This is a genomic window from Thauera sp. DNT-1 (assembly GCF_055393985.1).
Window position 1 is genome coordinate 3,232,914 of the sequence record NZ_AP043752.1, and the last position, 22,169, is coordinate 3,255,082.

A 22,169-nucleotide genomic window follows, 5' to 3' on the forward strand; every position below is an offset into this window, starting at 1 on the left:
GCCGCAAGGAATCGCAACGCTATGCTCGAAGTGGATGGCCTGGTCAAAGCCTTCGGCGGCTTCCATGCCGTGGATGGCTGCACCCTGCGGGTGGCCAAGGGCGAGATCCTCGGCCTCATCGGCCCCAACGGCGCGGGCAAGACCACGCTGTTCAACCTGGTCGCCGGCGCCCTGCAGCCGACCGCGGGCACCATCCGCTTCCTCGGCGAGGACATCACCGCGCTGCCTACCGACGCGCGCTTCCACAAAGGCCTGGTACGCACCTTCCAGATCCCCCACGAGTTCCACAACCTCACCGCGCGCGAGAATCTGATGATGGTGCCGCCGCGGCAACCCGGCGAGAACCTCTTCGCCAACTGGTTCGCCGCCGGCAAGGTGCGCGCGGCCGAAGAGGCGGTGCGCCAGAAGGCCGACGACACGCTCGCCTTCCTGGAACTGACTCACGTCGCCGACGAGCGCGCGGGCAACCTGTCCGGCGGGCAGAAGAAACTGCTCGAGCTCGGCCGCACGATGATGACCGACGCCAAACTGGTGTTGCTCGACGAGCCCGCCGCCGGTGTCAACCGCACCCTGCTGCGCAAGCTCGAGGAGAAGATCCTCATCCTCAACCGCGAGCGCGGCTACACCTTCATCCTCATCGAGCACGACATGGAGATGATCGAGAAGCTGTGCGCTCCGGTGGTGTGCATGGCCGAGGGCAAGGTGCTGATCCAGGGCGATTTCCATACAGTGCGCTCCGATTCCCGCGTGCTCGAGGCCTACCTCGGCGAGACGCCGACCGCGGTCGAGCGCGAGGCTGCCGAGCACGACCCCAAGGTCGAGGAACTGCGCGAGCAGGAACTGCACCGGGAGGACCTGTGATGGCGCTCCTCGAAATGAAGGACGTGCGCGGCGGCTACGGCGACGCCGACATCCTGCACGGGGTGTCGATGACCGTGGGCGAGCGCGAGATCGTCGTCATCGTCGGCCCCAACGGCGCCGGCAAGTCCACCGCGATGAAATCCGTGTTCGGCCTGCTCACGATCCGCGGCGGCAATATCGTCTTCGACGGCGAGGACATCACCGGCTGGGCGCCCGACCGCATCGTGCAGCGCGGCATCTGCTACGTGCCGCAGGTGGACAACGTGTTCCGCGAGATGACGGTGCACGAGAACTTCGAGATGGGCGCCTTCCTGCGCCGCGGCGACCTCGCCGCCGCCTACGATCGCATCTACGGGCTCTTCCCCGACCTCAAGGCCAAGCGCCGCAACCTTGCCGGCGACCTTTCCGGCGGCCAGCGCCAGATGGTGGCGATGGGGCGCGCGCTGATGCTCGATCCCAAGCTGCTGCTGCTCGACGAACCCACCGCCGGCCTCTCCCCCAAGTACATGGAACAGATCTTCCAGATCACCCGCGACGTGCGCGACGCCGGTGTCTCCATCCTGCTCGTCGAGCAGCACGCCAAGCAGGCGCTCGCCTTCTGCGACCGCGGTTACGTGCTCGCCACCGGCGCCAACCGCCACGAGGGCAGCGGACAGGCCCTGCTCGCGGATCGCGAGGTGGCCGAAATGTTCCTCGGCGGCTAAGGGAGTCCGGCGCTCATGAGCTTCATGGACTTCCTCAACTTCCACATCGTGCCCGGCGTCGTGCTCGGCTCGATCTACGCGGTGGGCGCGATCGGGATCACGCTGGTGTTCGGCATCCTGCGCTTCTCCCACTTCGCCCACGGCGACATGGCCACGCTGGGCGCCTTCGTTGCGCTGGCCCTGGTCACCGCCGGGCTCACCCCGTGGGCGGCGCTGCCGATCGCGATGGCGGCGGTCGCGGTGGTGGCGATCGTCGTCGACAAGCTGTTCTACGACTACCTCAAGGCACGGCCCAAGATCATGACCGTGATGGCCTCGCTCGGCGTCGCGCTGATGCTGCGCGCGGTGGTGCAGGTGGTGTTCGGCGTCGATCCGCGCACCTACGCCAGCGGCATCGTGCGCCCGGACGAATACTTCGGCATCCTGCTGCGCGACCGCGAGCTGTACACGCTGGCCGCGGTGGTGGCGATCGTGATCGGGCTGACCCTTTTCCTGCGCCATTCGCGCTGGGGCAAGGCGATGCGGGCGATGTCGGACAACCCCGACCTCGCGCGGCTTTCGGGCGTGGATAACCGCAAGGTCACCATGCTCACCTGGGCGATCGTCGGCGCGCTGTGCGCGGCCTCGGGCTTCATGCTCGGCATCAACAACGAGCTGCACTCGATGATGGGCTGGCAGGTGCTGCTGCCGATGTTCGCCGCCGCCATCCTCGGTGGTGTGGGTCGGGTCGAGGGCGCGGTGCTCGGCGGGCTGATCGTGGGCATCGCCGAGGAGCTGTCGATCTTCATCCTGCCGGCGCAGTACAAGGCGGCCACCGCCTTCGCGCTGCTGCTGCTGATCCTGCTCGTCCGCCCGCGCGGCCTGCTCAACGGCAAGGTGCTCTGATGGATCTGCTCGGACTCGCCAACTACGCGGTCTTCATGGCCATCCTGATCGGCATCTACGCGCTGCTCGCGCTCGGGCTGAACATCCAGTGGGGCTTCACCGGCCTTTTCAACGCCGGCATCGCGGGCTTCTTCGCGGTCGGCGCCTACACCTCCGCGATCCTCACCAGCCTGCCCGCCACCGGCCGGCTCGGTGGCTACGAGCTCCCCCTGCTGGTCGGCTGGGCGGCGTCCATGGCGGCCGCGGCGGCGATCGCCTGGCCGATCGGCAAGATCTGCCTGCGCTTCCGCTCCGACTACCTCGCCATCGCCACCATCGGCATCGCCGAGATCATCCGCCTTGTGATCCGCACCGAAGGCTGGCTCACCGGCGGCGTGCGCGGCGTCACCGGCGTGCCCCGTCCCTTCGGCGACCTCGACTACATGCCCTCGCAGATCGCCTACCTGGCGATCGTCGCCACCCTGGTGCTGATCGCCTACCTGCTCGTCGAGCGCCAGGTGAAGGCGCCGTGGGGGCGCATGATGCGGGCGATCCGCGACAACGAACTCGCCGCCGCGGCGATGGGCAAGCAGGTCGAGGCGCGCCGGCTGCAGGCCTTCGTGTTCGGCTCGGCGCTGATGGGGCTGGCGGGCGCGCTGTTCGTGCACTTCAACCGCTCGATCACCCCCGAGGCGATCGACCCCATGATCGCCACTTTCCTCATCTGGATCATGCTGATCCTGGGCGGCTCCGGGAACAACCGCGGTGCCATCCTCGGCGCGGCGGTCATCTGGATCATCTGGTCGGTGTCCGAGCTGCTCACCGACCGCCTGCCCACCGAGGTCGCGGTGCAGGCCAAGTATGCGCGCGTGTTCATCATCGGCCTGACCTTGCAGCTGGTGCTGCGCTTCCGCCCCGAGGGCATCCTGCCCGAGCGCCAGGCGGGTTCGCCACCGCAGCGCCCCGGCGCGCCGCGCGACGCATGACCGGAACTTCGTGGCGGGCCCCCTGCGGACCCGCATCGTCCATCAGGTGCTTCGGCACATTCAGGAGGTGACAAAGGTGAAGAGAAAGACCCTCGCTACTGTGGTCGGCGCCGTGCTGGGCGCTGCGGTGATCGCGGCGCCCGCTCATGCGCAGGACGTCAAGCTCGGCCTGATGGCGGCCATCTCGGGCCCGATCGCGGCGCTCGCGCCGCCGATGGCGGCGGCCTCGAAGCTGGCGGTCGCCCACATCAATGAACAGGGCGGCATCCTCAAGGGCGGCAAGCTCGAGGCGGTGCTCGGCGACAGCGCCTGCAACCCGCAGAACGCCACCGACGTCGCCACCAAGGCGGTCAACATCGACCGCGTGCTGGCGGTGGTCGGGCCCCCGTGCTCGGGCGAGGTGCTCGCCGCCGCCAACTCGGTGACCATCCCCGCCGGCGTGCTCATGATCACCCCCTCGGGTACCTCGCCGGAGATCACCAAGCTCAAGGACAAGGACCTCGTCTTCCGCACCTTGCCGTCCGACGACTACCAGGGCCGTGCGCTGGCGCGCACCCTCAAGGCGCGCGGCATCTCCAAGGTGGCGGTGGCCTACCTGAACAACGACTACGGCAAGGGCCTGGCCGAATCCTTCAAGTCCGAGTTCGAGGCCAACGGCGGCACCATCGCCGGCTATTCGGGCCACGAGGAGGGCAAGGCCTCCTACCGCTCCGAGTTGGCCACGCTCGCGCGCGGTGGCGCAGACACCCTGGTCATCTTCGATTACGGCGACGGCACCGGCCTGAGCATCCTGCGCCAGTCGCTCGAGAACAACTTCTTCAAGACCTTCGTCGGCGCCGACGGCATGAAGTCCGAGGGTCTGGTCAAGGCGATCGGCGCGGCCAACCTCGGTGGCTTCTTCGTGTCCGCCCCGGTGGGCGAGGCCTCGGCCTCGCTCGACAACTTCAACAAGGCCTTCAAGGCCGCGGGCGAGAACATCGACGCCGTGTTCGCCACCACCTCCTACGACGCCGCCTTCCTCGCCGCGCTGGCGATCGAGAAGGCGGGGGGCGACAAGACCAAGCTGGCCGAGTCGCTGCGCGCGGTGGCGACCGCGCCCGGCGAGCCGATCCTGGCGGGCGAGTGGGCCAAGGCCAAGAAGCTGATCGCCGAAGGCAAGGACATCGACTACAAGGGCGCCGGCGGCGACCACGAGTTCGATGCCGCCGGCGACGTGCCGGGCAACTACGCCTTCTTCAAGGTCAGCGGCAACAGGTACGAGTCGATCGCCGACATGAAGTGATCGCGCCCGCCCGCTCGGCGGGCGGCTTGTTCCGAAACGCAAGCGTTCGCGGCCGCCGCCGCGAGCGCTTGCGACCCCCGCGTGCGATTGCAAAGCCTCACCATTCCCCGATTGCAAAACGGCTCGGCATCATCGATGCTGATGGCGTCGCTGCGCTCCCGGCCGGGCCCGTGCATGGCTGGAGGGCGTCCCGGCGGCCGCTGGCACATGCCGTCGATCAACGGAGAATCCGGATGAAACGCATCCTCGCCTGGCTTTGTGGCCTGCTGTCCGCGCTCGGCATCACGGCCTGCGACTATATCAACGTGAAGGAGCTCAAGCCCGGGGTGTCCACCTCCGCCGAGGTGCGCGAGCGCTTCGGCCCGCCACACATGGAATGGCGCAACGAGGACGGCTCGCTCACCTGGGAGTTCAGCCGTCAGCCGGAGGGGATCGAGTGCTTCATGATCACCATCGGCCCCGACCAGATCCTGCGCCGCATCGACCAGGTGCTGAACGAGGAGACCTTCGCCAAGGTCCAACACGGCATGAATGGCGACCAGGTGCGTCGCCTGCTTGGCAAGCCGGCGTCCAGCCAGTTCTTCCAGCTCAAGCAGGAGACGGTGTGGGAGTGGCGGATCTCGCGCGGTCCCGACGGCACGAACGATCCGGTCTTCTTCACGGTGTCGTTCAACAACGAAGGGCGAGTGACCGGAACCGGAAGACATACCCAGTTCAAGCGTTAGCAGGGAGGCCTCGATGTATTTCCCCAGCACCCCGTCCGTCCGCGCCCAGGCTTCACCGCTGTGCTGGCTGTGGCCTGTATTGCTGGCCGTCCTGCTCGCAGGTTGCGCGAGCTTCGAGCCGCCGCGTCCCTACACCACCGAGGCCGAGGCCCTGTCCGCGCGCGGTGAGCCCACGCGGCGCTGGAACAACGACGACGGCACGGTCACGCTGGAGTATTCCACCCAGCCCAACGGTCGTAGCTGCCTGATGGTGCAGGTCGACCGGGGCGGGATCGTGCTGCGCCAGTGGGATGCGCTCGCCCCCGAGAATCTCGCCCGCGTCGAGCGCGGCATGGACAAGGAGCAGGTCTCGCGCCTGCTCGGCACCCACCGCTCCGAGCAGCGCTTCCGCAACTCGGGCGAGGAGGTGTGGGACTGGAACATCCGCAACGACGGTCCTGGGATCGCCGTCCTGTTCAACGTGCACTTCATCGACGGCAAGGTGGTGCGGACCAGCCAGACCTACGTGTTCCCGCGTGACGGCGCCCTCCTCGGGGGCTGGAGCGGCTACTACGGCCACCCCTGGGGCTGGGGCATCGGCTGGGGTTATCCCGGCCCCTTCTTCCCGCGGCCGTTCGGGCACCCCTTCTTCTGGTAGGCCGCTGCCCTTGGCAGCGGGCGCATGCTGCCGATAGAATCCTGGGCCTGCCGAGGAGCGCTGCGACCCCCTGATCGATCCGGGGCCAGGCTCGGCAACCGATCAACGGCGCTCACAAACCTTCAGCCGGTTTGTGGCGCCGTTCGCATTTGTGCGTGGCGTTGCCCGGCGACCGTCGAACGACCGAGGACATCCCATGCAAGCCGACCGCAGCATCGAACTCCGCCAGCTTCTCGCCGAGCGCATCCTGATCCTGGACGGCGCCATGGGCACGATGATCCAGCAGGAGAAGCTGGGCGAGGCGGACTACCGCGGCGAGCGCTTCCTCGACCACCCTAAGGACCTCAAGGGCAACAACGATCTGCTGGTGCTCACGCGTCCGGACGTGGTCGCCGGCATCCACCGCGCCTACCTCGAGGCTGGCGCCGACCTCATCGAGACCAACACCTTCAACGCCACCCGCGTGTCGCAGGCGGAGTACGGCCTGGAGGCGCTGGCCTACGACCTCAACGTCGAGGGCGCCCGCCTGGTGCGCCGGCTGTGCGACGAATACACCGCAAAGGACCCCGCCAGGCCGCGCTTCTGCGCCGGCGTGCTCGGGCCGACCTCGCGCACGCTGTCGATCTCGCCCGATGTGAACGATCCCGGCTACCGCAACATCAGCTTCGATGCGCTTGCCGACGACTACTACGCCTCGGCGAAGGGCCTGCTCGAAGGCGGTGCCGACATCCTGCTGATCGAGACCATCTTCGATACGCTGAATGCCAAGGCGGCGGTGTTCGCGATCGAGAAGCTGTTCGAGGACCTCGGCCGGCGCTGGCCGGTGATGATCTCGGGCACCATCACCGACGCCTCGGGCCGCACGCTGTCGGGCCAGACCGCGGAGGCCTTCTGGAACTCGCTCGGCCACGCGCAGCCGATCAGCTTCGGCCTCAACTGCGCGCTCGGCGCCGACCAGCTGCGCCAGTACGTCGAGGAACTCTCCACCGCCTGCGACACCCACGTGTCCGCCCACCCCAACGCCGGCCTGCCCAACCCGCTGTCGCCCACCGGCTACGACGAGACGCCCGAGCACCTCGCCGGCCAGATTCGCGAGTGGGCGCAGAGCGGCCTGGTGAACATCGTCGGCGGCTGCTGCGGCACCACGCCGGCGCACATCGCGGCGATCGCCGAAGCGGTCCGGGGCCTGGCGCCGCGCGCCGTGCCGGTGCTGGAGAAAAAGCTGCGCCTGTCCGGGCTGGAGCCCTTCAACGTCGGCGGCGACAGTCTTTTCGTCAACGTCGGCGAGCGCACCAACGTCACCGGTTCCAAGGCCTTCGCGCGCATGATCCTCGAGGGCCGCTTCGACGACGCGCTCGCGGTGGCGCGCCAGCAGGTCGAAAACGGTGCCCAGGTCATCGACATCAACATGGACGAGGCGATGCTGGATTCGGTCGCCGCCATGGAGCGCTTCTGCAAGTTGATCGCCACCGAGCCCGACATCTCGCGTGTGCCGATCATGCTCGACTCGTCGAAGTGGTCGGTGATCGAGGCCGGCCTCAAGTGCATCCAGGGCAAGGGCGTGGTCAACTCGATCTCGATGAAGGAGGGCGAGGCAGAGTTCCTGCGCCAGGCGCGGCTCGCACGCCGCTATGGTGCGGCAGTGATCGTGATGGCCTTCGACGAAAAGGGTCAGGCCGACACCTTCCGCCGCAAGACCGAGATCTGCGAGCGCGCCTACAGGCTGCTGGTGAAGCCGGTGGCCGAGGGCGGCGCCGGCTTCCCGGCCGAGGACATCATCTTCGACCCCAACATCTTCGCCATCGCCACCGGCATCGAGGAGCACGACAACTACGCGGTCGACTTCATCAACGCGGTGGCCTGGATCAAGGAGAACCTGCCGTACGCCAAGACCTCGGGCGGGGTGTCGAACGTGTCCTTCAGCTTCCGCGGCAACGACCCGGTGCGCGAGGCGATCCACACCGTGTTCCTCTACCACGCGATCAAGGCCGGCTTGTCGATGGGCATCGTCAATGCCGGCCAGCTCGGCGTCTATGACGAGCTCGCGCCCGAGCTGCGCGACAAGGTCGAGGACGTGGTGATGAACCGCAAGCCCGGGGCGGGCGAGGCGCTGGTCGAGTTCGCGCAGACGGTGAAGGGCCAGGCCAAGGAGTCCGCGCAGGACCTCGCCTGGCGCGAGTGGGCGGTCGAGGAGCGCTTGAGCCACGCGCTGGTCAAGGGCATCACCGAGTTCGTCGTCGCCGATACCGAGGAGGTGAGGGCGAAGCTGGAGGCCGCGGGCAAGCCGCCGCTGGCGGTGATCGAGGGCCCGCTGATGGCCGGCATGAACGTGGTCGGCGACCTCTTCGGCGCGGGCAAGATGTTCCTGCCCCAGGTGGTGAAGTCGGCGCGCGTCATGAAGCAGGCGGTGGCGCACCTGATCCCCTACATCGAGGCCGAGAAGCTGCGCACCGGCGCCAGCAGCAAGGGCCGTATCGTCGTCGCCACGGTCAAGGGCGACGTGCACGACATCGGCAAGAACATCGTCGGCGTGGTGCTCGGCTGCAATGGCTACGAGGTGATCGACCTCGGCGTGATGGTGCCGGCAGCGAAGATCCTCGAGGCGGCGAAGGAGCACGGCGCGCAGGCGATCGGCCTGTCCGGCCTGATCACGCCCTCGCTCGAGGAGATGGCCCACGTCGCCGCCGAGATGAAGCGCCAGGGCTTTTCCGTGCCGCTGCTGATCGGCGGCGCCACCACCAGCCGCAACCACACCGCGATCAAGATCGCGCCGCACTACGATCAGCCGGTGGTGTACGTGCCCGACGCCTCGCGTGCGGTGGGCGTGGTCACCGCGCTGCTGTCCGAAGGCCGGAGCGAGGCCTTCAAGGCCGAGGTCGCCGCCGACTACGAGAAGATCCGCGCGCTGCACGCCAACAAGAAGGGCGTGCAGCTGGTGAGCCTCGAGGCTGCGCGCGCCAACGCCTTCCGCGTCGCCTCCGAATACCAGCCGCCGCGCCCGAACATGCTGGGCGTGCAGGCGATCGACGTCGAGCTCGGCGACTTGGTCGATTACATCGACTGGGGCCCCTTCTTCCAGACCTGGGACCTCGCCGGCCGCTTCCCCGCCATCCTCGACGACGAAGTGGTGGGCGAGACCGCGCGCAACGTCTTTGCCGACGGAAAGGCGATGCTGGAGAGGATCGTCGCCGAGGAGTGGCTGCAGGCCAAAGCGGTGTTCGGGCTGTTCCCGGCCAACGCGGCGGGGGACGACATCGAGATCTACACCGGCGAGGACCGCAAGCACCTCGCCATGGTCTGGCACGGCCTGCGCCAGCAGCACGAGCGCCCGGCGGGCAAGCCGCACTGGTGCCTGGCGGACTTCGTCGCGCCCAAGGAATCCGGCGTGCCGGACTGGATCGGCGCCTTCGCGGTCACCGCCGGCCTCGGCATCGAGGCCCGGGTCGCAGAGTTCGAGGCCGCGCACGATGACTACCACGCCATCATGCTGAAGAGCCTGGCCGATCGCCTCGCCGAGGCCTGCGCCGAGTGGCTGCACGAGCGCGTGCGCCGCGAGTGCTGGGGCTATGCCGCCGACGAGACGCTCGGCAACGAGGCCCTGATCCGCGAGGAGTATCGCGGCATCCGTCCCGCGCCGGGCTACCCGGCCTGCCCGGACCACACCGTCAAGGGCCCGCTGTTCGAGCTGCTCGGCGCGCGCACGCGCATCGGCATGGACCTCACCGAGAGCTACGCGATGACGCCGGCGGCGGCGGTGAGCGGCTTCTACTTCGCCCACCCCGAGAGCCACTACTTCGCCGTCTCCAAGATCGGCCGCGACCAGCTCGAGGACTGGGCGCGCCGCACCGGCATGGAGGTCGACGAGGCCGCGCGCTGGCTGGCGCCGCTGCTGTGAGAGGGCGCTCGTCCCGCGGCCCGCTTCGCGCCTTGCGGCGCGCCTACGGAAGACGCGCGAGAATCTTCGTGTAGGCGCGCGGCAAGGCGCGAACACGGCGCTTCAGCCGCGCAGCGCGGCGGCGTGGTGGCGCAGGTGCTCGTCGATGAAGCTGGCGATGAAGTAGTAGCTGTGGTCGTAACCCGCCTGCAGGCGCAGCGTGAGCGGGTGGCCGGCGGCGGCGCAAGCGGTGCGCAGGGCCTCGGGGCGGAGCTGTTCGGCGAGAAAACCGTCGGCTTCGCCCTGGTCCACCAGCAATGGCAGGCGCTCGCTGGCGCCGGCGATCAGCGCGCAGGCATCCCATTCGAGCCAGCGCGCGCGCTCCGCGCCGAGGTAGCGCGAGAACGCCTTCTCGCCCCAGGGGCAGGCACTCGGGTTGGCGATCGGCGCGAAGGCCGACACCGAGCGGTAGCGCCCCGGGTTCTTCAGCGCGCACACCAGCGCGCCGTGCCCGCCCATCGAATGCCCCGAGATCGCGCGCGCGTCGCTCACCGGAAAGTTCGCCTCGACGAGCGCCGGCAGTTCCGTCACCACGTAGTCGTACATGCGGTAGTGGCGGCTCCAGGGTTCCTCGGTCGCGTTCACATAGAAGCCCGCGCCCAGCCCGAAGTCCCATGCGCCGTCCGGGTCGCCCGGCACCCCGGTGCCACGCGGGCTGGTGTCGGGCGCCACGATCGCGATCCCCAGCTCGGCGGCCAGGCGCTGGGCGCCGGCCTTCTGCATGAAGTTCTCGTCGGTGCAGGTGAGCCCCGACAGCCAGTACAGCACCGGCACCGGGCCGGCCGCGGCCTGCGGGGGCAGGTAGATCGCGAACACCATGTCGCAGCCCAGCGCCGCCGAGCGGTGGCGGAAGCGGCGGTGCCAGCCGCCGAAGCTGCGGTTGGCGGCGATCTGCTCAGGGGCGGTCGACATCGCGGTCTCCGCCATCAGTACAGGATCACCGAGCGGATGCTCTTGCCTTCGTGCATCAGGTCGAAGGCCTTGTTGATGTCCTCCAGCCCCATGCGGTGGGTGATGAAGGTGTCGAGCGGGATTTCGCCGCGCTGCGCCATGTCGACGTAGCCGGGCAGCTCGCTGCGCCCGCGCACGCCACCGAAGGCCGAGCCGCGCCACACCCGCCCGGTGACGAGCTGGAAGGGGCGGGTGGAGATCTCCTCGCCCGCGCCGGCCACGCCGATGATCACCGACTCGCCCCAGCCCTTGTGGCAGCACTCCAGCGCCGAGCGCATCACCTTGACGTTGCCGATGCACTCGAAGGAGTAGTCCACGCCGCCGTCGGTGAGGTCGACGATGACCTCCTGGATCGGGCGGTCGTAGTCGAGCGGGTTGATGCAGTCGGTGGCGCCGAGCTGGCGTGCGATCTCGAACTTCTCCGGGTTGATGTCGACCGCGACGATGCGTCCGGCCTTGTTCATGACCGCGCCGATGATCGCCGACAGGCCGATGCCGCCGAGGCCGAACACCGCCACGCTGGCGCCGGCCTCGACCTTGGCGGTGTTGCGCACCGCGCCGATGCCGGTGGTGACGCCGCAGCCGAGCAGGCAGACCTTGTCGAGCGGGGCGTCCTTGCGGATCTTCGCCACGCTGATCTCGGGCAGCACGGTGTATTCCGAGAAGGTCGAGGTGCCCATGTAGTGGAAGATCGGCTTGCCGTCCTTGCTGAAGCGGCTGCTGCCGTCGGGCATCAGCCCCTTGCCCTGGGTGGCGCGGATGGCCTGGCAGAGGTTGGTCTTGCCCGACAGGCAGAACTTGCACTTGCCGCATTCGGGCGTGTACAGCGGGATCACGTGGTCGCCGACCGCCACCGAGCTCACGCCTTCACCCACCGCCTCGACGATGCCGCCGCCCTCGTGGCCGAGGATGGCGGGGAAGATGCCTTCCGGATCCGCGCCCGAAAGCGTGTAGGCGTCGGTGTGGCAGACCCCGGTGGCGACGATGCGTACCAGCACTTCGCCGGCCTTGGGCGGGGCGACGTCCACTTCGGTGACTTCGAGCGGCTGTTTGGCAGCCCAGGCGACGGCGGCGCGGGAACGGATCATGGGATTTCCTTTTCGATTGGGTCCAAACGGTTATTCTAGGCGAAATGCCCGACCGCTCCGTGACCCATGCGGTCGCGCGACGTATCATCGCCCTTCGCTAATATTGAATGGAGCCGCACATGGCCACCCTCGAACTCACCGCCGACAATTTCAACGACACCGTCGCGCACCACCCGATCGTGTTCCTCGACTTCTGGGCGGCCTGGTGCGGTCCCTGCCGCAATTTCGCGCCGACCTACGAGGCGGCAGCCGAGGCCAACCCCGACATCGTTTTCGGCAAGGTCGACACCGAGGCCCAGCAGGATCTCGCCGCGGCCTTCCAGATCCGCTCCATCCCCACCATCGCGGTGATCCGCGAGGGCGTCATGGTGTTCCGCGAGTCCGGCGCGCTGCCCGCGAACGCGCTGAACCAGGTGATCGAGGGCGTGCGCGGCCTCGACATGGACCAGGTGCGCGCCGAGATCGCCCAGCAACAGGCGGACGCGCAGCAGGGCTGAACGACCCCGGCGAGGGATTCCGGCCGACCCTCAGGCCCGCGGCGCGGGCGTCAGCGCGCGCGCGGCCGCGTTGCGGATCGCCTGCATGGCCGGATGCGAGAGCCGGCGCTCGGTGGTGATCGCATAGATGCGCGCGCGCGCATCCGGCACCTCGCCGAGCAGGCGCACCCCGTACTGCCGGCACACGTAATCGGCGATCGTGGTGGGGGCGGCGAACACGCCATCGCCGGCCTGGCCGAAGGCCTTCATCAGCGCGCTGTCGTCGAATTCGGCGACGATCGCCGGGCGGATGCGCATGCGCTCGAACCACTGCAGCAGGGCGCCGCGATGGGCGACGTCCTCGCCCGGCAGCAGGAAGGGCGCGCCGTCGAGCAGGCGCGGGAAGTCGCCCTGCAGGCGCCCGGCCAGCTCCGGCGCGGCGAACACGCTCAGGGTGCTCTCGCCGAGCAGGTGCTCGTGGCCGCGCACGCTGACCTCGGGCGGGATCGGGCGGTCGGCGATCACCAGGTCGAGGCGGTGCACCGCGAGCTCGGCGAGCAGCTCGGACAGCGGCGACTCGCGGCACACCAGCCGGCCTGGGCGCTCCAGGCGCAGCGCCGGCTCGATCAGGCGATGCACCATCGACTTGGGCATCGAGTCCGGGATGCCGATGCGGAAGGGCAGGCTGCGGCGCAGGCTGTCGTCGCGCAGCGTCTCCACGATCTGGTCGCCGAGCGCGAAGATCTCCTCGGCCTGCCCCAGGATGCGCTCGCCCGCTTCGGTCAGCGCCAGGCGGCGGCCGCTGCGGCGGAACAGGGTGACGCCGAGCGTGCCCTCGAAGGTGGCGAGCTGGGCGCTGATCGAGTGCGGCGCCAGCCCGAGCACCCGCCCGGCCTCGGCGATCGTGCCCACGCGCGCGACGGTCCAGAAGTAGCGCAGGTGCTTGTAGTTGAGCTCGCTGTTGCCCATGGCCTTCGGTTCCGTCGAAAAAATCGATCGATTGACTAATCGTAGTCGACTTTTTCGGCGGATGCTTCTGCCTTAGTCTGCACTCGTCGGCCGCGGCGCTTCCCCCGGGAGCGCGCGGCGACGCAAGAGACCGCACACGAAAGGAGACCACGCCATGCGCCACTACGAAACGAACAGCACCCCGGCGGCCGCCCGCCTGCTCGCCCTCACCGTGCTCGCCGACGGCGGCCTGGACCGCAACGAGGTCGACACGATGATGCACGCCGACCTCGCCCGCAGGCTGGGCATCGGCAGCGTGGAGTTCGAGCGCATCCTGCGCGAATACTGCGACGACCTGCTGCTGAGCGCGCACTACCTCGACGGCGTGCGCCTGAAGGTGGCCGACGAGGTGCTCGACCTGCTGCTCGAGGACATCGCCGACCCCAGGCTGCAGCAGGCCCTGTTGCGCACGATGCAGGACATCGTCAGCGCCGACGGGGTCGAGACCTCGGCCGAGGTCGAGGTGCTCGCCCGCGCGCTGGAAAAATGGGGCTCGCGCCCGCACTAGGGCACGCCCGAACGAACCCGGTGGCGAGCCGGGTCGGAACATGATCCGGCGCGCTCGCCACCACCGCCACGGAGGCAGTCATGGAGGAGATGAGGCACGGGCCCGGCAAGGCCCACGACAACCATCTGGGCGATCGTGTCGACGATCCCCTGATCGACCGCCTGCACTGGATCATCCGCCAGGCGATCCGCGTGCTGGCGGTGCTGATGGTGGCGGTGATCCTGTGGACCGTCGCGGACGTCGTCCTCGTGCTCTACGAGAAGCTGTCCGATCCGCCCTTCCTGCTGCTCGACCTCAACGACATCTTCGTGGTCTTCGCCGCCTTCCTGGCGGTGCTGATCGCGATCGAGATCTTCGTCAACATCACGCTCTACCTGCGCGACGACGTCATCCACGTCAAGCTGGTGATCGCCACCGCGCTGATGGCGATCGCGCGCAAGGTGATCGTGCTCGACCTGTCGACGCTGGAGCCGATGTACCTGTTCGCGATCGGCGTGATCGTGCTCGCGCTCGGCGTGACCTACTGGCTGGTGTCGGCGCGGCCCGGCGAGTGAGGGGGACGCGGGCACCTCAGGCCCGTCGGTCGCGGCCGGGACCGGACGCCGAGGGCGTCGGTTGCGATCGAAATTGCTCCCCCTCGCCGCGAAGCTGTCAGAATCCACGCCTTTGCGCCTCGCCTCGCCCCGCGCCCGCCCGTCGTGATCGTCCGCCCTCGTCCGCACTGGATTCACCTTCTCTTCGTCCGCCGCGGCTCCTTGTTGCCGCGCATCTTCTCGCAGCAGCTCTTCGTGCTGTTGCTGTCCTGCGCGGTGGTGCTCGCGCACGGCCAACTCTTCCACGTCAAGGTCACGCTGACCTCCGCGCCGTTCTCGCTGATGGGGGTCGCCCTGGCGATCTTCCTCGGCTTTCGCATCAACGCGAGCTACGACCGCTACTGGGAAGCGCGCAAATTCTGGGGCGTCGTGCTGGTCGAGGCGCGCAACCTGTCGCGGCATGCCCTGACCCTGACGCGCGCCGACGTCGATGCCCGCCCCTTCGTGCTCGGCCTGATCGCCTTCGCAAGCACGATGCGCAACCAGCTGCGCGGCCGTCCGCGCGACGAGGGGCTCGAAGGCCTGCTTCCGGACGCGGTGCTCGGACGCGTGCGGAGCGCCCGCTTCGCACCCGCGCTGGTGCTGCTGTGGCTCGGCCAATGGGTGCGCGACCGGCGCGAGGCGGGCTGCCTGCCGCCGATGCTGGCGCAGCACATGGAGGGCTCGCTCGACGCGCTGTCGGCCGCGCTCGGGGGCTGCGAGCGCATCGCCAACACGCCGCTGCCGTTCACCTACACGGTGATCCTGCACCGCAGCTCGTACACGTACTGCATGCTGCTGCCCTTCGGCCTGGTGGATACGACGGGCTGGATGACGCCGCTGGTGGTGGGTTTCGTGTCCTACACCTTCTTCGCGCTCGAGGCGCTCAGCGACGAGATCGAGGAGCCCTTCGGCACGATGACGAACGACCTGGCGCTCGATGCCATCGTCGCCTCCATCGACGCCAGCCTGCGCGAGCTGCTCGGCGACACGCCGCCGCCCGCGCCGCAGCCGGATGGGGATTTCGTGCTCAACTGAGCGCGCTCCCGCTCACTCGAACAGCGCGCCCACGCTCTGGCCGCTGTGGATGCGCTCGATCGCCGCGGCGAAGAGCGGTGCGACGTTGAGCACGGCGAGCTTGTCGAGACGCTTGTCTTCCGGCAGCGCCACGGTGTTGGTGACCACCACCGAGTCGATCGCCGCCGCGCGCAGGCGCTCGATCGCCGGTCCGCACAGCACGCCGTGGGTGGCGGCGGCGTGGATGCTGCGCGCGCCGGCGGCCTTCAGCGTGTCCACCGACGACACCAGGGTGCCGGCGGTGGCGATCTCGTCCTCGAAGATCACCACGTCGCGCCCGGCCACGTCGCCGACCACCGCACCCTGTTTGACGGCCGTGTCCGACACGCGGCGCTTGTCGATGATCGCCATCGGGATGCCGAGCTTCTCCGAGAAGCGCCCGGTGCGCTTGGCGCCGCCGGCGTCGGTGGCGACCGCGACCATGTTCGACAGATCGTGGCGGTTGCGGAAGTGCTCGGCGATCAGCGACACCGCGGTGAGGTGGTCGACCGGAACGCTGAAGAAGCCGTGCACCTGGTCGGCGTGCAGGTCCATGGTCAGCACCCGGTTCGCCCCGGCGGTCTGCAGCAGATCTGCGATCAGCCGTCCGGTGATCGAGATGCGCGGCGCGTCCTTCTTGTCCGAGCGTGCGTACGAGTAGTAGGGGATCACCGCGGTGATGCGCTGCGCCGAGGCGCTGCGCAGCGCGTCGAGCGTGATCATCAGCTCCATGATGTGCTCGCTCACCGGCTCGGTGAAGGACTGCACGACGAAGACGTCGCGTTCGCGCACGTTCTCCTGGATCTGCACGCGCAGGTTGTCGTTGGAGAAGCGCGAGATGTCGATGCGGCCCGGGCGCAGGCCGAGGCGGTTGCTGATGTCGCACGCGAGCTCGCGGCTGGCGTTGCAGGCGAAGATCTGCAGGCCGTGCTTGATCATCGGTGGAGGCTCCTGTGGTGGGTTCGCGCAGCGCCGGATCGGGGGGCGCGGGCCGCGGTTTCGGGCGCAGGCGCAATGCTACGGGAAGAGGGCGGCCGGGGGCGAATCAGGAAGCTGAATGCTTCCCGAAGCGAGGCTTCGCCGAAGCGCTCGAGGGCAAGTGGCGGGGGCTTGCGGCGCGCCGCTTTTTGCCACATCGTTGTACAAAACACGGCGGTCGGGGACAGCACCCACGAACCCGTCCGAGCCGCCCGGACGAGACTTCGATTCGAGGCGCTCATGAATGCGCAGGCTTCGGCGCTCGCCCGTTTGCGCGGGGACTTCTTCGGCGGCCTCACCGCCGGCATCGTGGCGCTGCCGCTCGCGCTCGCCTTCGGCGTGGCCTCCGGCGCTGGGGCCGCGGCCGGGCTGTACGGTGCGATCGTGCTCGGCTTCGTCGCCGCGCTGCTCGGCGGCACCCGCATGCAGATCTCCGGCCCTACCGGGCCGATGACCGTGGTGTTCGCCTCCGCGCTCGCGGTGGTGGGCGGCGATGCCGCGCTGGCGATGGCGGCGGTGCTGGTGGGCGGGTTGGTGCAGATCGGCCTCGGCGTGCTGCGCACCGGCGGGCTGGTGCGCTTCATCCCCTATCCTGTGGTCTCCGGCTTCATGAGCGGCATCGGCGTGATCATCGTGCTGCTGCAGAGCGCGCCGCTGCTCGGCGTGGCGCCGGCGTCCTCGCCGCTGGCCGCGGTGCTCGCGCTCCCGGGCGTGCTCGCCAAGGTGAACGCCGAGGCCCTGCTGCTCGGCGGGCTCACCCTGCTGATCGTGTTCCGCACCCCGATGACGGTGAGCCGGATCGTGCCTGCACCCCTGGTCGCGCTGGTGGCGATGAGCGCGCTGTCCGCCGTCGCCGACCTGCAGGTGCCGGTGATCGGCGACATCCCCGCCGGGCTGCCCGTACCGGCGCTGCCGAGCTTCACGCTGGAGACCTGGACCACCGTGCTGCTGCTCGGCATCACCCTCGGGGTGCTCGGCAGCATCGACAGCCTGCTGACCTCGCTGGTCGCCGACTCGATCACGCGCACCCGTCATCACTCCAACCGCGAGCTCGTCGGCCAGGGCATCGGCAACCTGCTGTGCGCCTTCGTCGGCGGCCTGCCGGGCGCGGGCGCGACCATGCGCACGGTCATCAACATCAAGTCGGGCGGGCGCGGCCGTGCCTCGGGCGTGGTGCATTCGCTCTTCCTGCTCGCCCTGCTGCTCGGGCTGGGGCCGCTCGCCGAGCGTATCCCGCTCGCGGTGCTCGCCGGCATCCTGATCAAGGTCGGCGTGGACATCCTCGACTACCGCATGCTGCGCCTGGTGCGCACGGCGCCGCGCGCCGACGTCGCGGTGATGGCGGCGGTGTTCGCGCTCACCGTGCTGGTGGACCTGATCGTGGCGGTGGGCGCCGGCGTGATCCTGTCGATGGCGCTGATCATCCACCGCCTCGCCCGCCAGAGCAGCCTGCGCGTCCGTCCGCTCCCCCATGCGGAGGAGGGCGGTCAGACACCCGCCGGCGACGAGCTCCCCGGCCTCGACAGCGGCGTGCGCGTGATCGAGATCGAGGGCGCCTTCTTCTTCGGCTCGGCGAGCCAGCTGCTCGAGCGCGTGGACCAGGTGATCGGCACCCGCGTCGTCGTCTTCGACTGCAGCCGGGTGCCCTTCATGGACCTGTCGGCGCAGTTCGCGCTGGAGGAAATGATCGAGGGCCTGCAGGCGCAGTCGATCGCCGCGCGCGTGGTGGTGCCGCCCGAGATCCATGCCCAGCTGCTGCGCCTGGGTGCGCCGCAGCTGCCCGCCGCGATCCTGCACGACGAGCTCGACGCCGCCCTCGCCGAGGCGCGGCGGCTGGCCGCGGCGAGGCCTCAGCCGGGGTAGAGCAGGAAGGGCCGGCGCGTCTCGACCCACGCCGCCTCGTCGGGGCAGGCGAGCGCGTCGAGCATCGCGGGCGTCGCCGCCGGGTCGTCCACCCACTCGCGCAGCAGCGGCGAGCCGTTGATCAGGTCGATCGCGAGGCGCCCGTGTTCGTACTCGTAGGGAAAGTCGCGCCACAGCGGGTAGTCGGGCCACAACCGGCGGATGGCCTTGAAGGCGAGCGCCTGCACCCGCCAGGGACGGAAAGCGGCATGGTCGTAGTGCGCCGGGTCCTCGACGTGGATGTGCACGCCGTTGCACAGTTTGGCTGCGTGCTTGTGGAAGGTGGGCTCGAACCAGCACTCGCGCAGCACGCAGCCGGCGAGCCACTCGGGCGCGAGCGCGCGCATCTCCGTGACGAGCGCGCGCGCGTTGACATCGGGCGCGCCGAAGAGCTCCAGCGGGCGAGTGGTGCCGCGCCCTTCCGACAACGTCGTGCCCTCGAGCATCACGGTGCCGGCGTAGGCGCGCGCCATCCACAGGTTGGGGGCGTTGGGGCTGGGGTTGACCCAGCTGCGCTCGCCGAGCGGCCAGCCGAAGCCGGGGGCGGCGTCGGGGTCCCAGCCTTGCATCTCGATCACGCGCAGTTCGACGTCCAGCTTCAACGTGGCGACGAACCAGTGCGCGAGTTCGCCCATGGTGAGTCCGTGGCGCATCGGCAAGGGCCCGGCGCCGACGAAGCTCTCCCAGCCGTCGCGCAGCAGCGTGCCTTCGACCGGCCGCCCGGCGGGGTTGGGGCGGTCGAGTACCCATACCGACTTGCCGAGGCGGGCCGCTTCTTCGAGTACGTAGCGCAGCGTGGTGATGAAGGTGTAGATGCGGCAGCCGAGGTCCTGCAGGTCCACCAGCAGCACGTCGAAGCTGTCCATCATCGCCGCGGTCGGGCGGCGCACCTCGCCGTACAGGCTGAACACCGGGATGCCGAGCTGCGGGTCGGTGTAGTCGGGCGACTCCACCATGTTGTCCTGCTTGTCGCCGCGCAGGCCGTGCTGGGGGCCGAAGGCGGCCGTCAGCTGGAGCCCGGGCAGGGCCGCGAGCGCGTCGAGCGAATGCATCAGCGCGCGCGTGACCGAGGCCGGGTGGGCGAGCAGGGCGACGCGTCTGCCCGCCAGCGGGCGGCGCAACGCGGAATCCTCCAGCAGGCGGTCGAGGCCGAAACGGACCGGTTGCGCCATGGCTTCAGGCTGCCTTCTGCGTCGCGGTGGCCAGGGTCAGCACGAAGGTGTCACGGGCATGGAAGTCGGGTTGCGCGGCGGCGTGGCGCAGCGCCCAGTATTCGAGCATGCCGTCCTTGCGTTCGACGACCGCGGTCAGGCTCACCTGCAGGTCGCCGCCGGCCGGCACCGCCGGCAGCAGCTCGGCGGGCACGCGGGCCTCAAGCACCAGGCCGTCGTCGGTCTGGTCGAAGAGGACCTCGGGCTTGGCCGCGGGGATGTAGTCCTCGATGCGCTCGCGCCAGGCGCGGAAGCCATAGACCGCCCACTGTCCCGAGGGCGAGAAGTTGTATTCGCGATAGCCGGCCTCGCCCGGCACGCCGAGGAAGACCTCGAAGCAGGTGTGCTTCCACAGCTCGTCGGCGGGGCCGGGCGTGGCCGGTGCCGGGATCGCGAGCTGGGCGGGGCGGCTCTCCTCGAGGCGGAACTCGAACACCGCGCCGCCTTCGGGGAGGGCGAACATGGTGGCGAGCAGGCGGCCCACCGGGCCTTGCCAGGGCGCTTCGGCGTCCGGGCTGGTGGGGTGGGGGCGCAGGCCCACGGTGATGATGGGGACGCGGGGACGTTCGGTAAGAGGCTGGGTCACGATGTCGGCTGGAAATGAGAGGCTGGCGACGAGGGGCAGGCAGGCAGGGCGGTGCGGGGGCGGTGCGTACCCGCGGGCGGGTGCGCATGCGGCATGAGACGCGCAATGTTAACGCGTTCGGCCGGCCGCGCCCACGGCGCTTCGGCCGGCCGGGCATTTCGTGCGTGCTTGCCGGCCGGTGGGCGTGCATCCGCGGGGTGGATGCGCAGGGGGGCGCCGGGTGCCGCCCCGGACCCGCGCGGCACCCGCCAGGGTCAGCCGCGACGCCGCAAGCCCAGGCCGACGAGGGCGAGGGCGAGCAGGCCCAGCGAGCCGGGTTCGGGCACCGCATTGGTCGCGGGGACCGGATCCGGGCTTGTCGCAGGGTCGCGCACCCACAGCGTGACGTGGGACAGCCCCGCCGGGTTGCCGCCCCGGTTGATCAAGGTCTCGGTCAGATCGTAGCTGCCGAACCAGTTCAGCAGCGGGTCGCTCGCCTTCGGTGTCGCAGCATCGAAGAGTGCGGAGGTGAAGCTGTACAGGGCGAAGCCGTTCCCCGCCTTGAACGAGATCGCGAACTGGTCTATCCAGTTGCCTCCAAGGACGGAGGCGGCGCGCCGTGCCGCTTCCGCATCCGGCGTGAAGGACCACGTTCCCTTGCCGGCACTGGTTTCGGTCACGCTGAAGAAGGAGTCGAGGACCACCGAGCGGTCACCGCCGATCGCGCTCGGGGAGAACTGCCAGCGCCCGCCCTGTGTTTCCGACTTGCCCAGCATGATCCAGCCCGGGTCGTTGGCCGTGCCGTCGCCGCGCAGGTCCTGGAGCGGGTAGTGCTCGCTGATGAAGGCCCCGCCCGGGAACAGGACCGACTTGCTGCCCATCTGGGCGCCGCCGTTGAGCAGTCCGTCGCCCGCGTAGCCGAGATTGGTCTGGGGGTAGTGGCCGTCGTTGCCGCTGAACGCGCCGGCACAGGCGGCGGCGCTGACCGGCAGGGTGTCGAGCGGGATCGGGGCAAGCGCCGCGTCCCGCGTCGTTCCGCTGTAGACGCTGACGCCGGTCACCTTCACGTCGCTGACTTGGCATACGGCGGCTTGAGCCGTGCCCACGGCGGACAGGGCCAGGGCGAGGAGCAGGGTTTTCATCGGTTCGGTCGTCTTCTCTATCGAGCTGGTCGTGTGCATGCAGTCGCCCCACGGGATGGGAGGGCGGGATGTGCCTGAAGGGTCGCCGAGATCCGCTCGAATGACTGTGACAATTTCCCCACCTTTGGTAAAGATCGCGTCTAAAGGAACGCAAGATCCACGTAAATGCTGCGCGGGCGGTGCGACTGCGTCACCCGCTTGCAGTCCGATCCTTGCCTCCCCGCGGGGAGCCGGGAACAATGCGGAAGCCTGATTCGGGCGGTTCCCGGAGTCGCACCCAATGATGAAACCTTGCAAACGCGTGTTCGCCGCCCTTGCCCTGCTTGCGCTCGCCGCCCCGGGATGGACGCAGCCGGTGGTGGACGATGCGCCCGTGCTCCGGCTGGAGTGCGGCGGCATCGGGCTCGAGGAGTCCGAGCGCATGCGCGCCGAGATCGGCATGCATGCGCTGACCGTGTTCTTCTCCACCACCGCGGGCGGCTGGGTCACCGACGTCGAGACGCGGGTCGACGAGCCGCTCTCCGGGCAGCGCGTCGAGGCGTCCTGCGGGCCGATCGGTCAGGTCGATGTGCCCGCGCCGGGGCGCTACCGGATCTCCGCGTCCTATGCCGGCGCGCGCCAGGAACACTGGGTCGATCTCGTGCCGCAGGGCGGCGCACGCCTGTCGCTGCGCTGGCAGGAGTGAGCGAGCTGCGCCCGCGCCTTATGCGCGCGCGCCG

21 protein-coding genes and 1 riboswitch are annotated in these 22,169 nt (G+C 69.4%); of the genes, 14 read left to right on the top strand and 7 right to left on the bottom strand.

Features of this window, described 5'->3' with window-relative positions; all coding sequences use genetic code 11:
• Positions 1 to 21: 21 nt before the first annotated feature.
• The 8 genes from ACZ5PP_RS14900 to metH all read left to right on the top strand — a co-directional run bounded on the left by ACZ5PP_RS14900 (position 22) and on the right by metH (position 9,954).
• Complete coding sequence (locus ACZ5PP_RS14900) at positions 22 to 861, top strand: ABC transporter ATP-binding protein (protein WP_004310398.1); 840 nt, start codon at positions 22 to 24, stop codon at positions 859 to 861.
• Complete coding sequence (locus ACZ5PP_RS14905) at positions 861 to 1,565, top strand: ABC transporter ATP-binding protein (RefSeq protein ID WP_004310396.1); 705 nt, start codon at positions 861 to 863, stop codon at positions 1,563 to 1,565. Before ACZ5PP_RS14900 ends, ACZ5PP_RS14905 begins: the two co-directional genes overlap by 1 nt.
• 15 nt (positions 1,566 to 1,580) lie before the next feature.
• The gene (locus tag ACZ5PP_RS14910; protein WP_004310394.1) at positions 1,581 to 2,450 is read left to right on the top strand and encodes a branched-chain amino acid ABC transporter permease; all 870 of its coding nucleotides are present in this window, start codon (positions 1,581 to 1,583) and stop codon (positions 2,448 to 2,450) included.
• Positions 2,450 to 3,415, top strand: coding sequence for a branched-chain amino acid ABC transporter permease (locus ACZ5PP_RS14915; protein WP_464826191.1), 966 nt, complete (start codon positions 2,450 to 2,452; stop codon positions 3,413 to 3,415). The genes ACZ5PP_RS14910 and ACZ5PP_RS14915 overlap by 1 nt, the downstream gene beginning before the upstream one ends.
• 76 nt (positions 3,416 to 3,491) lie before the next feature.
• On the top strand, positions 3,492 to 4,697 hold the full coding sequence (locus ACZ5PP_RS14920) for an ABC transporter substrate-binding protein (RefSeq protein WP_464826192.1): 1,206 nt from the start codon (positions 3,492 to 3,494) through the stop codon (positions 4,695 to 4,697).
• A 233-nt stretch (positions 4,698 to 4,930) separates the two neighbouring features.
• Positions 4,931 to 5,422, top strand: coding sequence for an outer membrane protein assembly factor BamE domain-containing protein (gene bamE / locus ACZ5PP_RS14925; protein WP_012584531.1), 492 nt, complete (start codon positions 4,931 to 4,933; stop codon positions 5,420 to 5,422).
• 13 nt (positions 5,423 to 5,435) lie between these two features.
• Positions 5,436 to 6,059: a hypothetical protein gene (locus ACZ5PP_RS14930; RefSeq protein WP_464826193.1), complete on the top strand. Its 624-nt coding sequence runs from the start codon at positions 5,436 to 5,438 to the stop codon at positions 6,057 to 6,059.
• A 46-nt stretch (positions 6,060 to 6,105) separates the two neighbouring features.
• Positions 6,106 to 6,180: riboswitch (S-adenosyl-L-homocysteine riboswitch) on the top strand.
• A 75-nt stretch (positions 6,181 to 6,255) separates the two neighbouring features.
• Positions 6,256 to 9,954, top strand: coding sequence for a methionine synthase (metH, locus tag ACZ5PP_RS14935; protein ID WP_464826194.1), 3,699 nt, complete (start codon positions 6,256 to 6,258; stop codon positions 9,952 to 9,954).
• 102 nt (positions 9,955 to 10,056) lie between these two features.
• On the opposite strand, the gene fghA is transcribed toward metH, so the two are convergent.
• Both fghA and ACZ5PP_RS14945 read right to left on the bottom strand, forming a co-directional pair.
• Positions 10,057 to 10,905, bottom strand: coding sequence for an S-formylglutathione hydrolase (gene fghA, locus ACZ5PP_RS14940; protein WP_043742772.1), 849 nt, complete (start codon positions 10,903 to 10,905; stop codon positions 10,057 to 10,059).
• 14 nt (positions 10,906 to 10,919) lie between these two features.
• Complete coding sequence (locus ACZ5PP_RS14945) at positions 10,920 to 12,032, bottom strand: S-(hydroxymethyl)glutathione dehydrogenase/class III alcohol dehydrogenase (protein ID WP_004365246.1); 1,113 nt, start codon at positions 12,030 to 12,032, stop codon at positions 10,920 to 10,922.
• Between the two features lie 119 nt (positions 12,033 to 12,151).
• Between ACZ5PP_RS14945 and trxA the strand changes: the two genes are divergently transcribed.
• Entirely contained in the window at positions 12,152 to 12,529 is a 378-nt protein-coding gene (trxA, locus tag ACZ5PP_RS14950) for a thioredoxin (protein WP_004310378.1), read from the top strand.
• A gap of 30 nt (positions 12,530 to 12,559) precedes the next feature.
• On the opposite strand, the gene ACZ5PP_RS14955 is transcribed toward trxA, so the two are convergent.
• A complete protein-coding gene (locus tag ACZ5PP_RS14955; RefSeq protein WP_464826195.1) occupies positions 12,560 to 13,477 on the bottom strand; it encodes a LysR family transcriptional regulator in 918 nt (305 codons plus the stop codon).
• A 154-nt stretch (positions 13,478 to 13,631) separates the two neighbouring features.
• Between ACZ5PP_RS14955 and ACZ5PP_RS14960 the strand changes: the two genes are divergently transcribed.
• From ACZ5PP_RS14960 to ACZ5PP_RS14970, 3 genes are all read left to right on the top strand, one after another.
• Positions 13,632 to 14,024, top strand: a complete 393-nt coding sequence (locus ACZ5PP_RS14960) for a TerB family tellurite resistance protein (RefSeq protein WP_004310375.1) — start codon at positions 13,632 to 13,634, stop codon at positions 14,022 to 14,024.
• An 80-nt stretch (positions 14,025 to 14,104) separates the two neighbouring features.
• A complete protein-coding gene (locus ACZ5PP_RS14965; RefSeq protein ID WP_276656772.1) occupies positions 14,105 to 14,578 on the top strand; it encodes a phosphate-starvation-inducible PsiE family protein in 474 nt (157 codons plus the stop codon).
• Positions 14,579 to 14,722: 144 nt separating this feature from the next.
• Entirely contained in the window at positions 14,723 to 15,634 is a 912-nt protein-coding gene (locus tag ACZ5PP_RS14970; RefSeq protein WP_040829102.1) for a bestrophin family protein, read from the top strand.
• 12 nt (positions 15,635 to 15,646) lie between these two features.
• Here the strand turns inward: ACZ5PP_RS14970 and ACZ5PP_RS14975 are convergent, their stop codons facing one another.
• Entirely contained in the window at positions 15,647 to 16,591 is a 945-nt protein-coding gene (locus tag ACZ5PP_RS14975; RefSeq protein ID WP_004310369.1) for a ribose-phosphate diphosphokinase, read from the bottom strand.
• 279 nt (positions 16,592 to 16,870) lie between these two features.
• Here ACZ5PP_RS14975 and ACZ5PP_RS14980 point away from each other — a divergent pair, with 279 nt between their 5' ends.
• Positions 16,871 to 18,493 carry a SulP family inorganic anion transporter gene (locus tag ACZ5PP_RS14980; protein ID WP_464826196.1) on the top strand — a complete coding sequence of 541 codons (1,623 nt, stop codon included), beginning with the start codon at positions 16,871 to 16,873 and terminating at the stop codon, positions 18,491 to 18,493.
• Here the strand turns inward: ACZ5PP_RS14980 and ACZ5PP_RS14985 are convergent.
• The 3 genes from ACZ5PP_RS14985 to ACZ5PP_RS14995 form a co-directional block, all read right to left on the bottom strand.
• Positions 18,481 to 19,704 (bottom strand): exo-beta-N-acetylmuramidase NamZ family protein, encoded by a 1,224-nt coding sequence (locus ACZ5PP_RS14985; RefSeq protein WP_464826197.1) that lies wholly within the window; start codon positions 19,702 to 19,704, stop codon positions 18,481 to 18,483. The two genes, ACZ5PP_RS14980 and ACZ5PP_RS14985, sit on opposite strands and share 13 nt — an antisense overlap.
• Positions 19,705 to 19,708: 4 nt before the next feature.
• Positions 19,709 to 20,329 (bottom strand): DOMON-like domain-containing protein, encoded by a 621-nt coding sequence (locus tag ACZ5PP_RS14990; RefSeq protein WP_464826198.1) that lies wholly within the window; start codon positions 20,327 to 20,329, stop codon positions 19,709 to 19,711.
• 254 nt (positions 20,330 to 20,583) lie between these two features.
• A complete protein-coding gene (locus ACZ5PP_RS14995) occupies positions 20,584 to 21,450 on the bottom strand; it encodes a PEP-CTERM sorting domain-containing protein (protein ID WP_464826199.1) in 867 nt (288 codons plus the stop codon).
• A 280-nt stretch (positions 21,451 to 21,730) separates the two neighbouring features.
• Between ACZ5PP_RS14995 and ACZ5PP_RS15000 the strand changes: the two genes are divergently transcribed.
• On the top strand, positions 21,731 to 22,135 hold the full coding sequence (locus ACZ5PP_RS15000; protein ID WP_004304834.1) for a hypothetical protein: 405 nt from the start codon (positions 21,731 to 21,733) through the stop codon (positions 22,133 to 22,135).
• Positions 22,136 to 22,169 lie beyond the last annotated feature (34 nt).

What these genes read in the sequence shown, in the direction of transcription:
- ACZ5PP_RS14900 (WP_004310398.1), top strand. Translation starts at nt 22, where the DNA reads ATGCTCGAAGTGGATGGCCTGGTCAAAGCCTTCGGCGGCTTCCATGCC.
- ACZ5PP_RS14905 (WP_004310396.1), top strand. Translation starts at nt 861, where the DNA reads ATGGCGCTCCTCGAAATGAAGGACGTGCGCGGCGGCTACGGCGACGCC.
- ACZ5PP_RS14910 (WP_004310394.1), top strand. Translation starts at nt 1,581, where the DNA reads ATGAGCTTCATGGACTTCCTCAACTTCCACATCGTGCCCGGCGTCGTG.
- ACZ5PP_RS14915 (WP_464826191.1), top strand. Translation starts at nt 2,450, where the DNA reads ATGGATCTGCTCGGACTCGCCAACTACGCGGTCTTCATGGCCATCCTG.
- bamE (WP_012584531.1), top strand. Translation starts at nt 4,931, where the DNA reads ATGAAACGCATCCTCGCCTGGCTTTGTGGCCTGCTGTCCGCGCTCGGC.
- ACZ5PP_RS14930 (WP_464826193.1), top strand. Translation starts at nt 5,436, where the DNA reads ATGTATTTCCCCAGCACCCCGTCCGTCCGCGCCCAGGCTTCACCGCTG.
- metH (WP_464826194.1), top strand. Translation starts at nt 6,256, where the DNA reads ATGCAAGCCGACCGCAGCATCGAACTCCGCCAGCTTCTCGCCGAGCGC.
- fghA (WP_043742772.1), bottom strand. Translation starts at nt 10,905, where the DNA reads ATGTCGACCGCCCCTGAGCAGATCGCCGCCAACCGCAGCTTCGGCGGC.
- ACZ5PP_RS14945 (WP_004365246.1), bottom strand. Translation starts at nt 12,032, where the DNA reads ATGATCCGTTCCCGCGCCGCCGTCGCCTGGGCTGCCAAACAGCCGCTC.
- trxA (WP_004310378.1), top strand. Translation starts at nt 12,152, where the DNA reads ATGGCCACCCTCGAACTCACCGCCGACAATTTCAACGACACCGTCGCG.
- ACZ5PP_RS14955 (WP_464826195.1), bottom strand. Translation starts at nt 13,477, where the DNA reads ATGGGCAACAGCGAGCTCAACTACAAGCACCTGCGCTACTTCTGGACC.
- ACZ5PP_RS14960 (WP_004310375.1), top strand. Translation starts at nt 13,632, where the DNA reads ATGCGCCACTACGAAACGAACAGCACCCCGGCGGCCGCCCGCCTGCTC.
- ACZ5PP_RS14965 (WP_276656772.1), top strand. Translation starts at nt 14,105, where the DNA reads ATGGAGGAGATGAGGCACGGGCCCGGCAAGGCCCACGACAACCATCTG.
- ACZ5PP_RS14975 (WP_004310369.1), bottom strand. Translation starts at nt 16,591, where the DNA reads ATGATCAAGCACGGCCTGCAGATCTTCGCCTGCAACGCCAGCCGCGAG.
- ACZ5PP_RS14980 (WP_464826196.1), top strand. Translation starts at nt 16,871, where the DNA reads ATGAATGCGCAGGCTTCGGCGCTCGCCCGTTTGCGCGGGGACTTCTTC.
- ACZ5PP_RS14985 (WP_464826197.1), bottom strand. Translation starts at nt 19,704, where the DNA reads ATGGCGCAACCGGTCCGTTTCGGCCTCGACCGCCTGCTGGAGGATTCC.
- ACZ5PP_RS14995 (WP_464826199.1), bottom strand. Translation starts at nt 21,450, where the DNA reads ATGAAAACCCTGCTCCTCGCCCTGGCCCTGTCCGCCGTGGGCACGGCT.
- ACZ5PP_RS15000 (WP_004304834.1), top strand. Translation starts at nt 21,731, where the DNA reads ATGATGAAACCTTGCAAACGCGTGTTCGCCGCCCTTGCCCTGCTTGCG.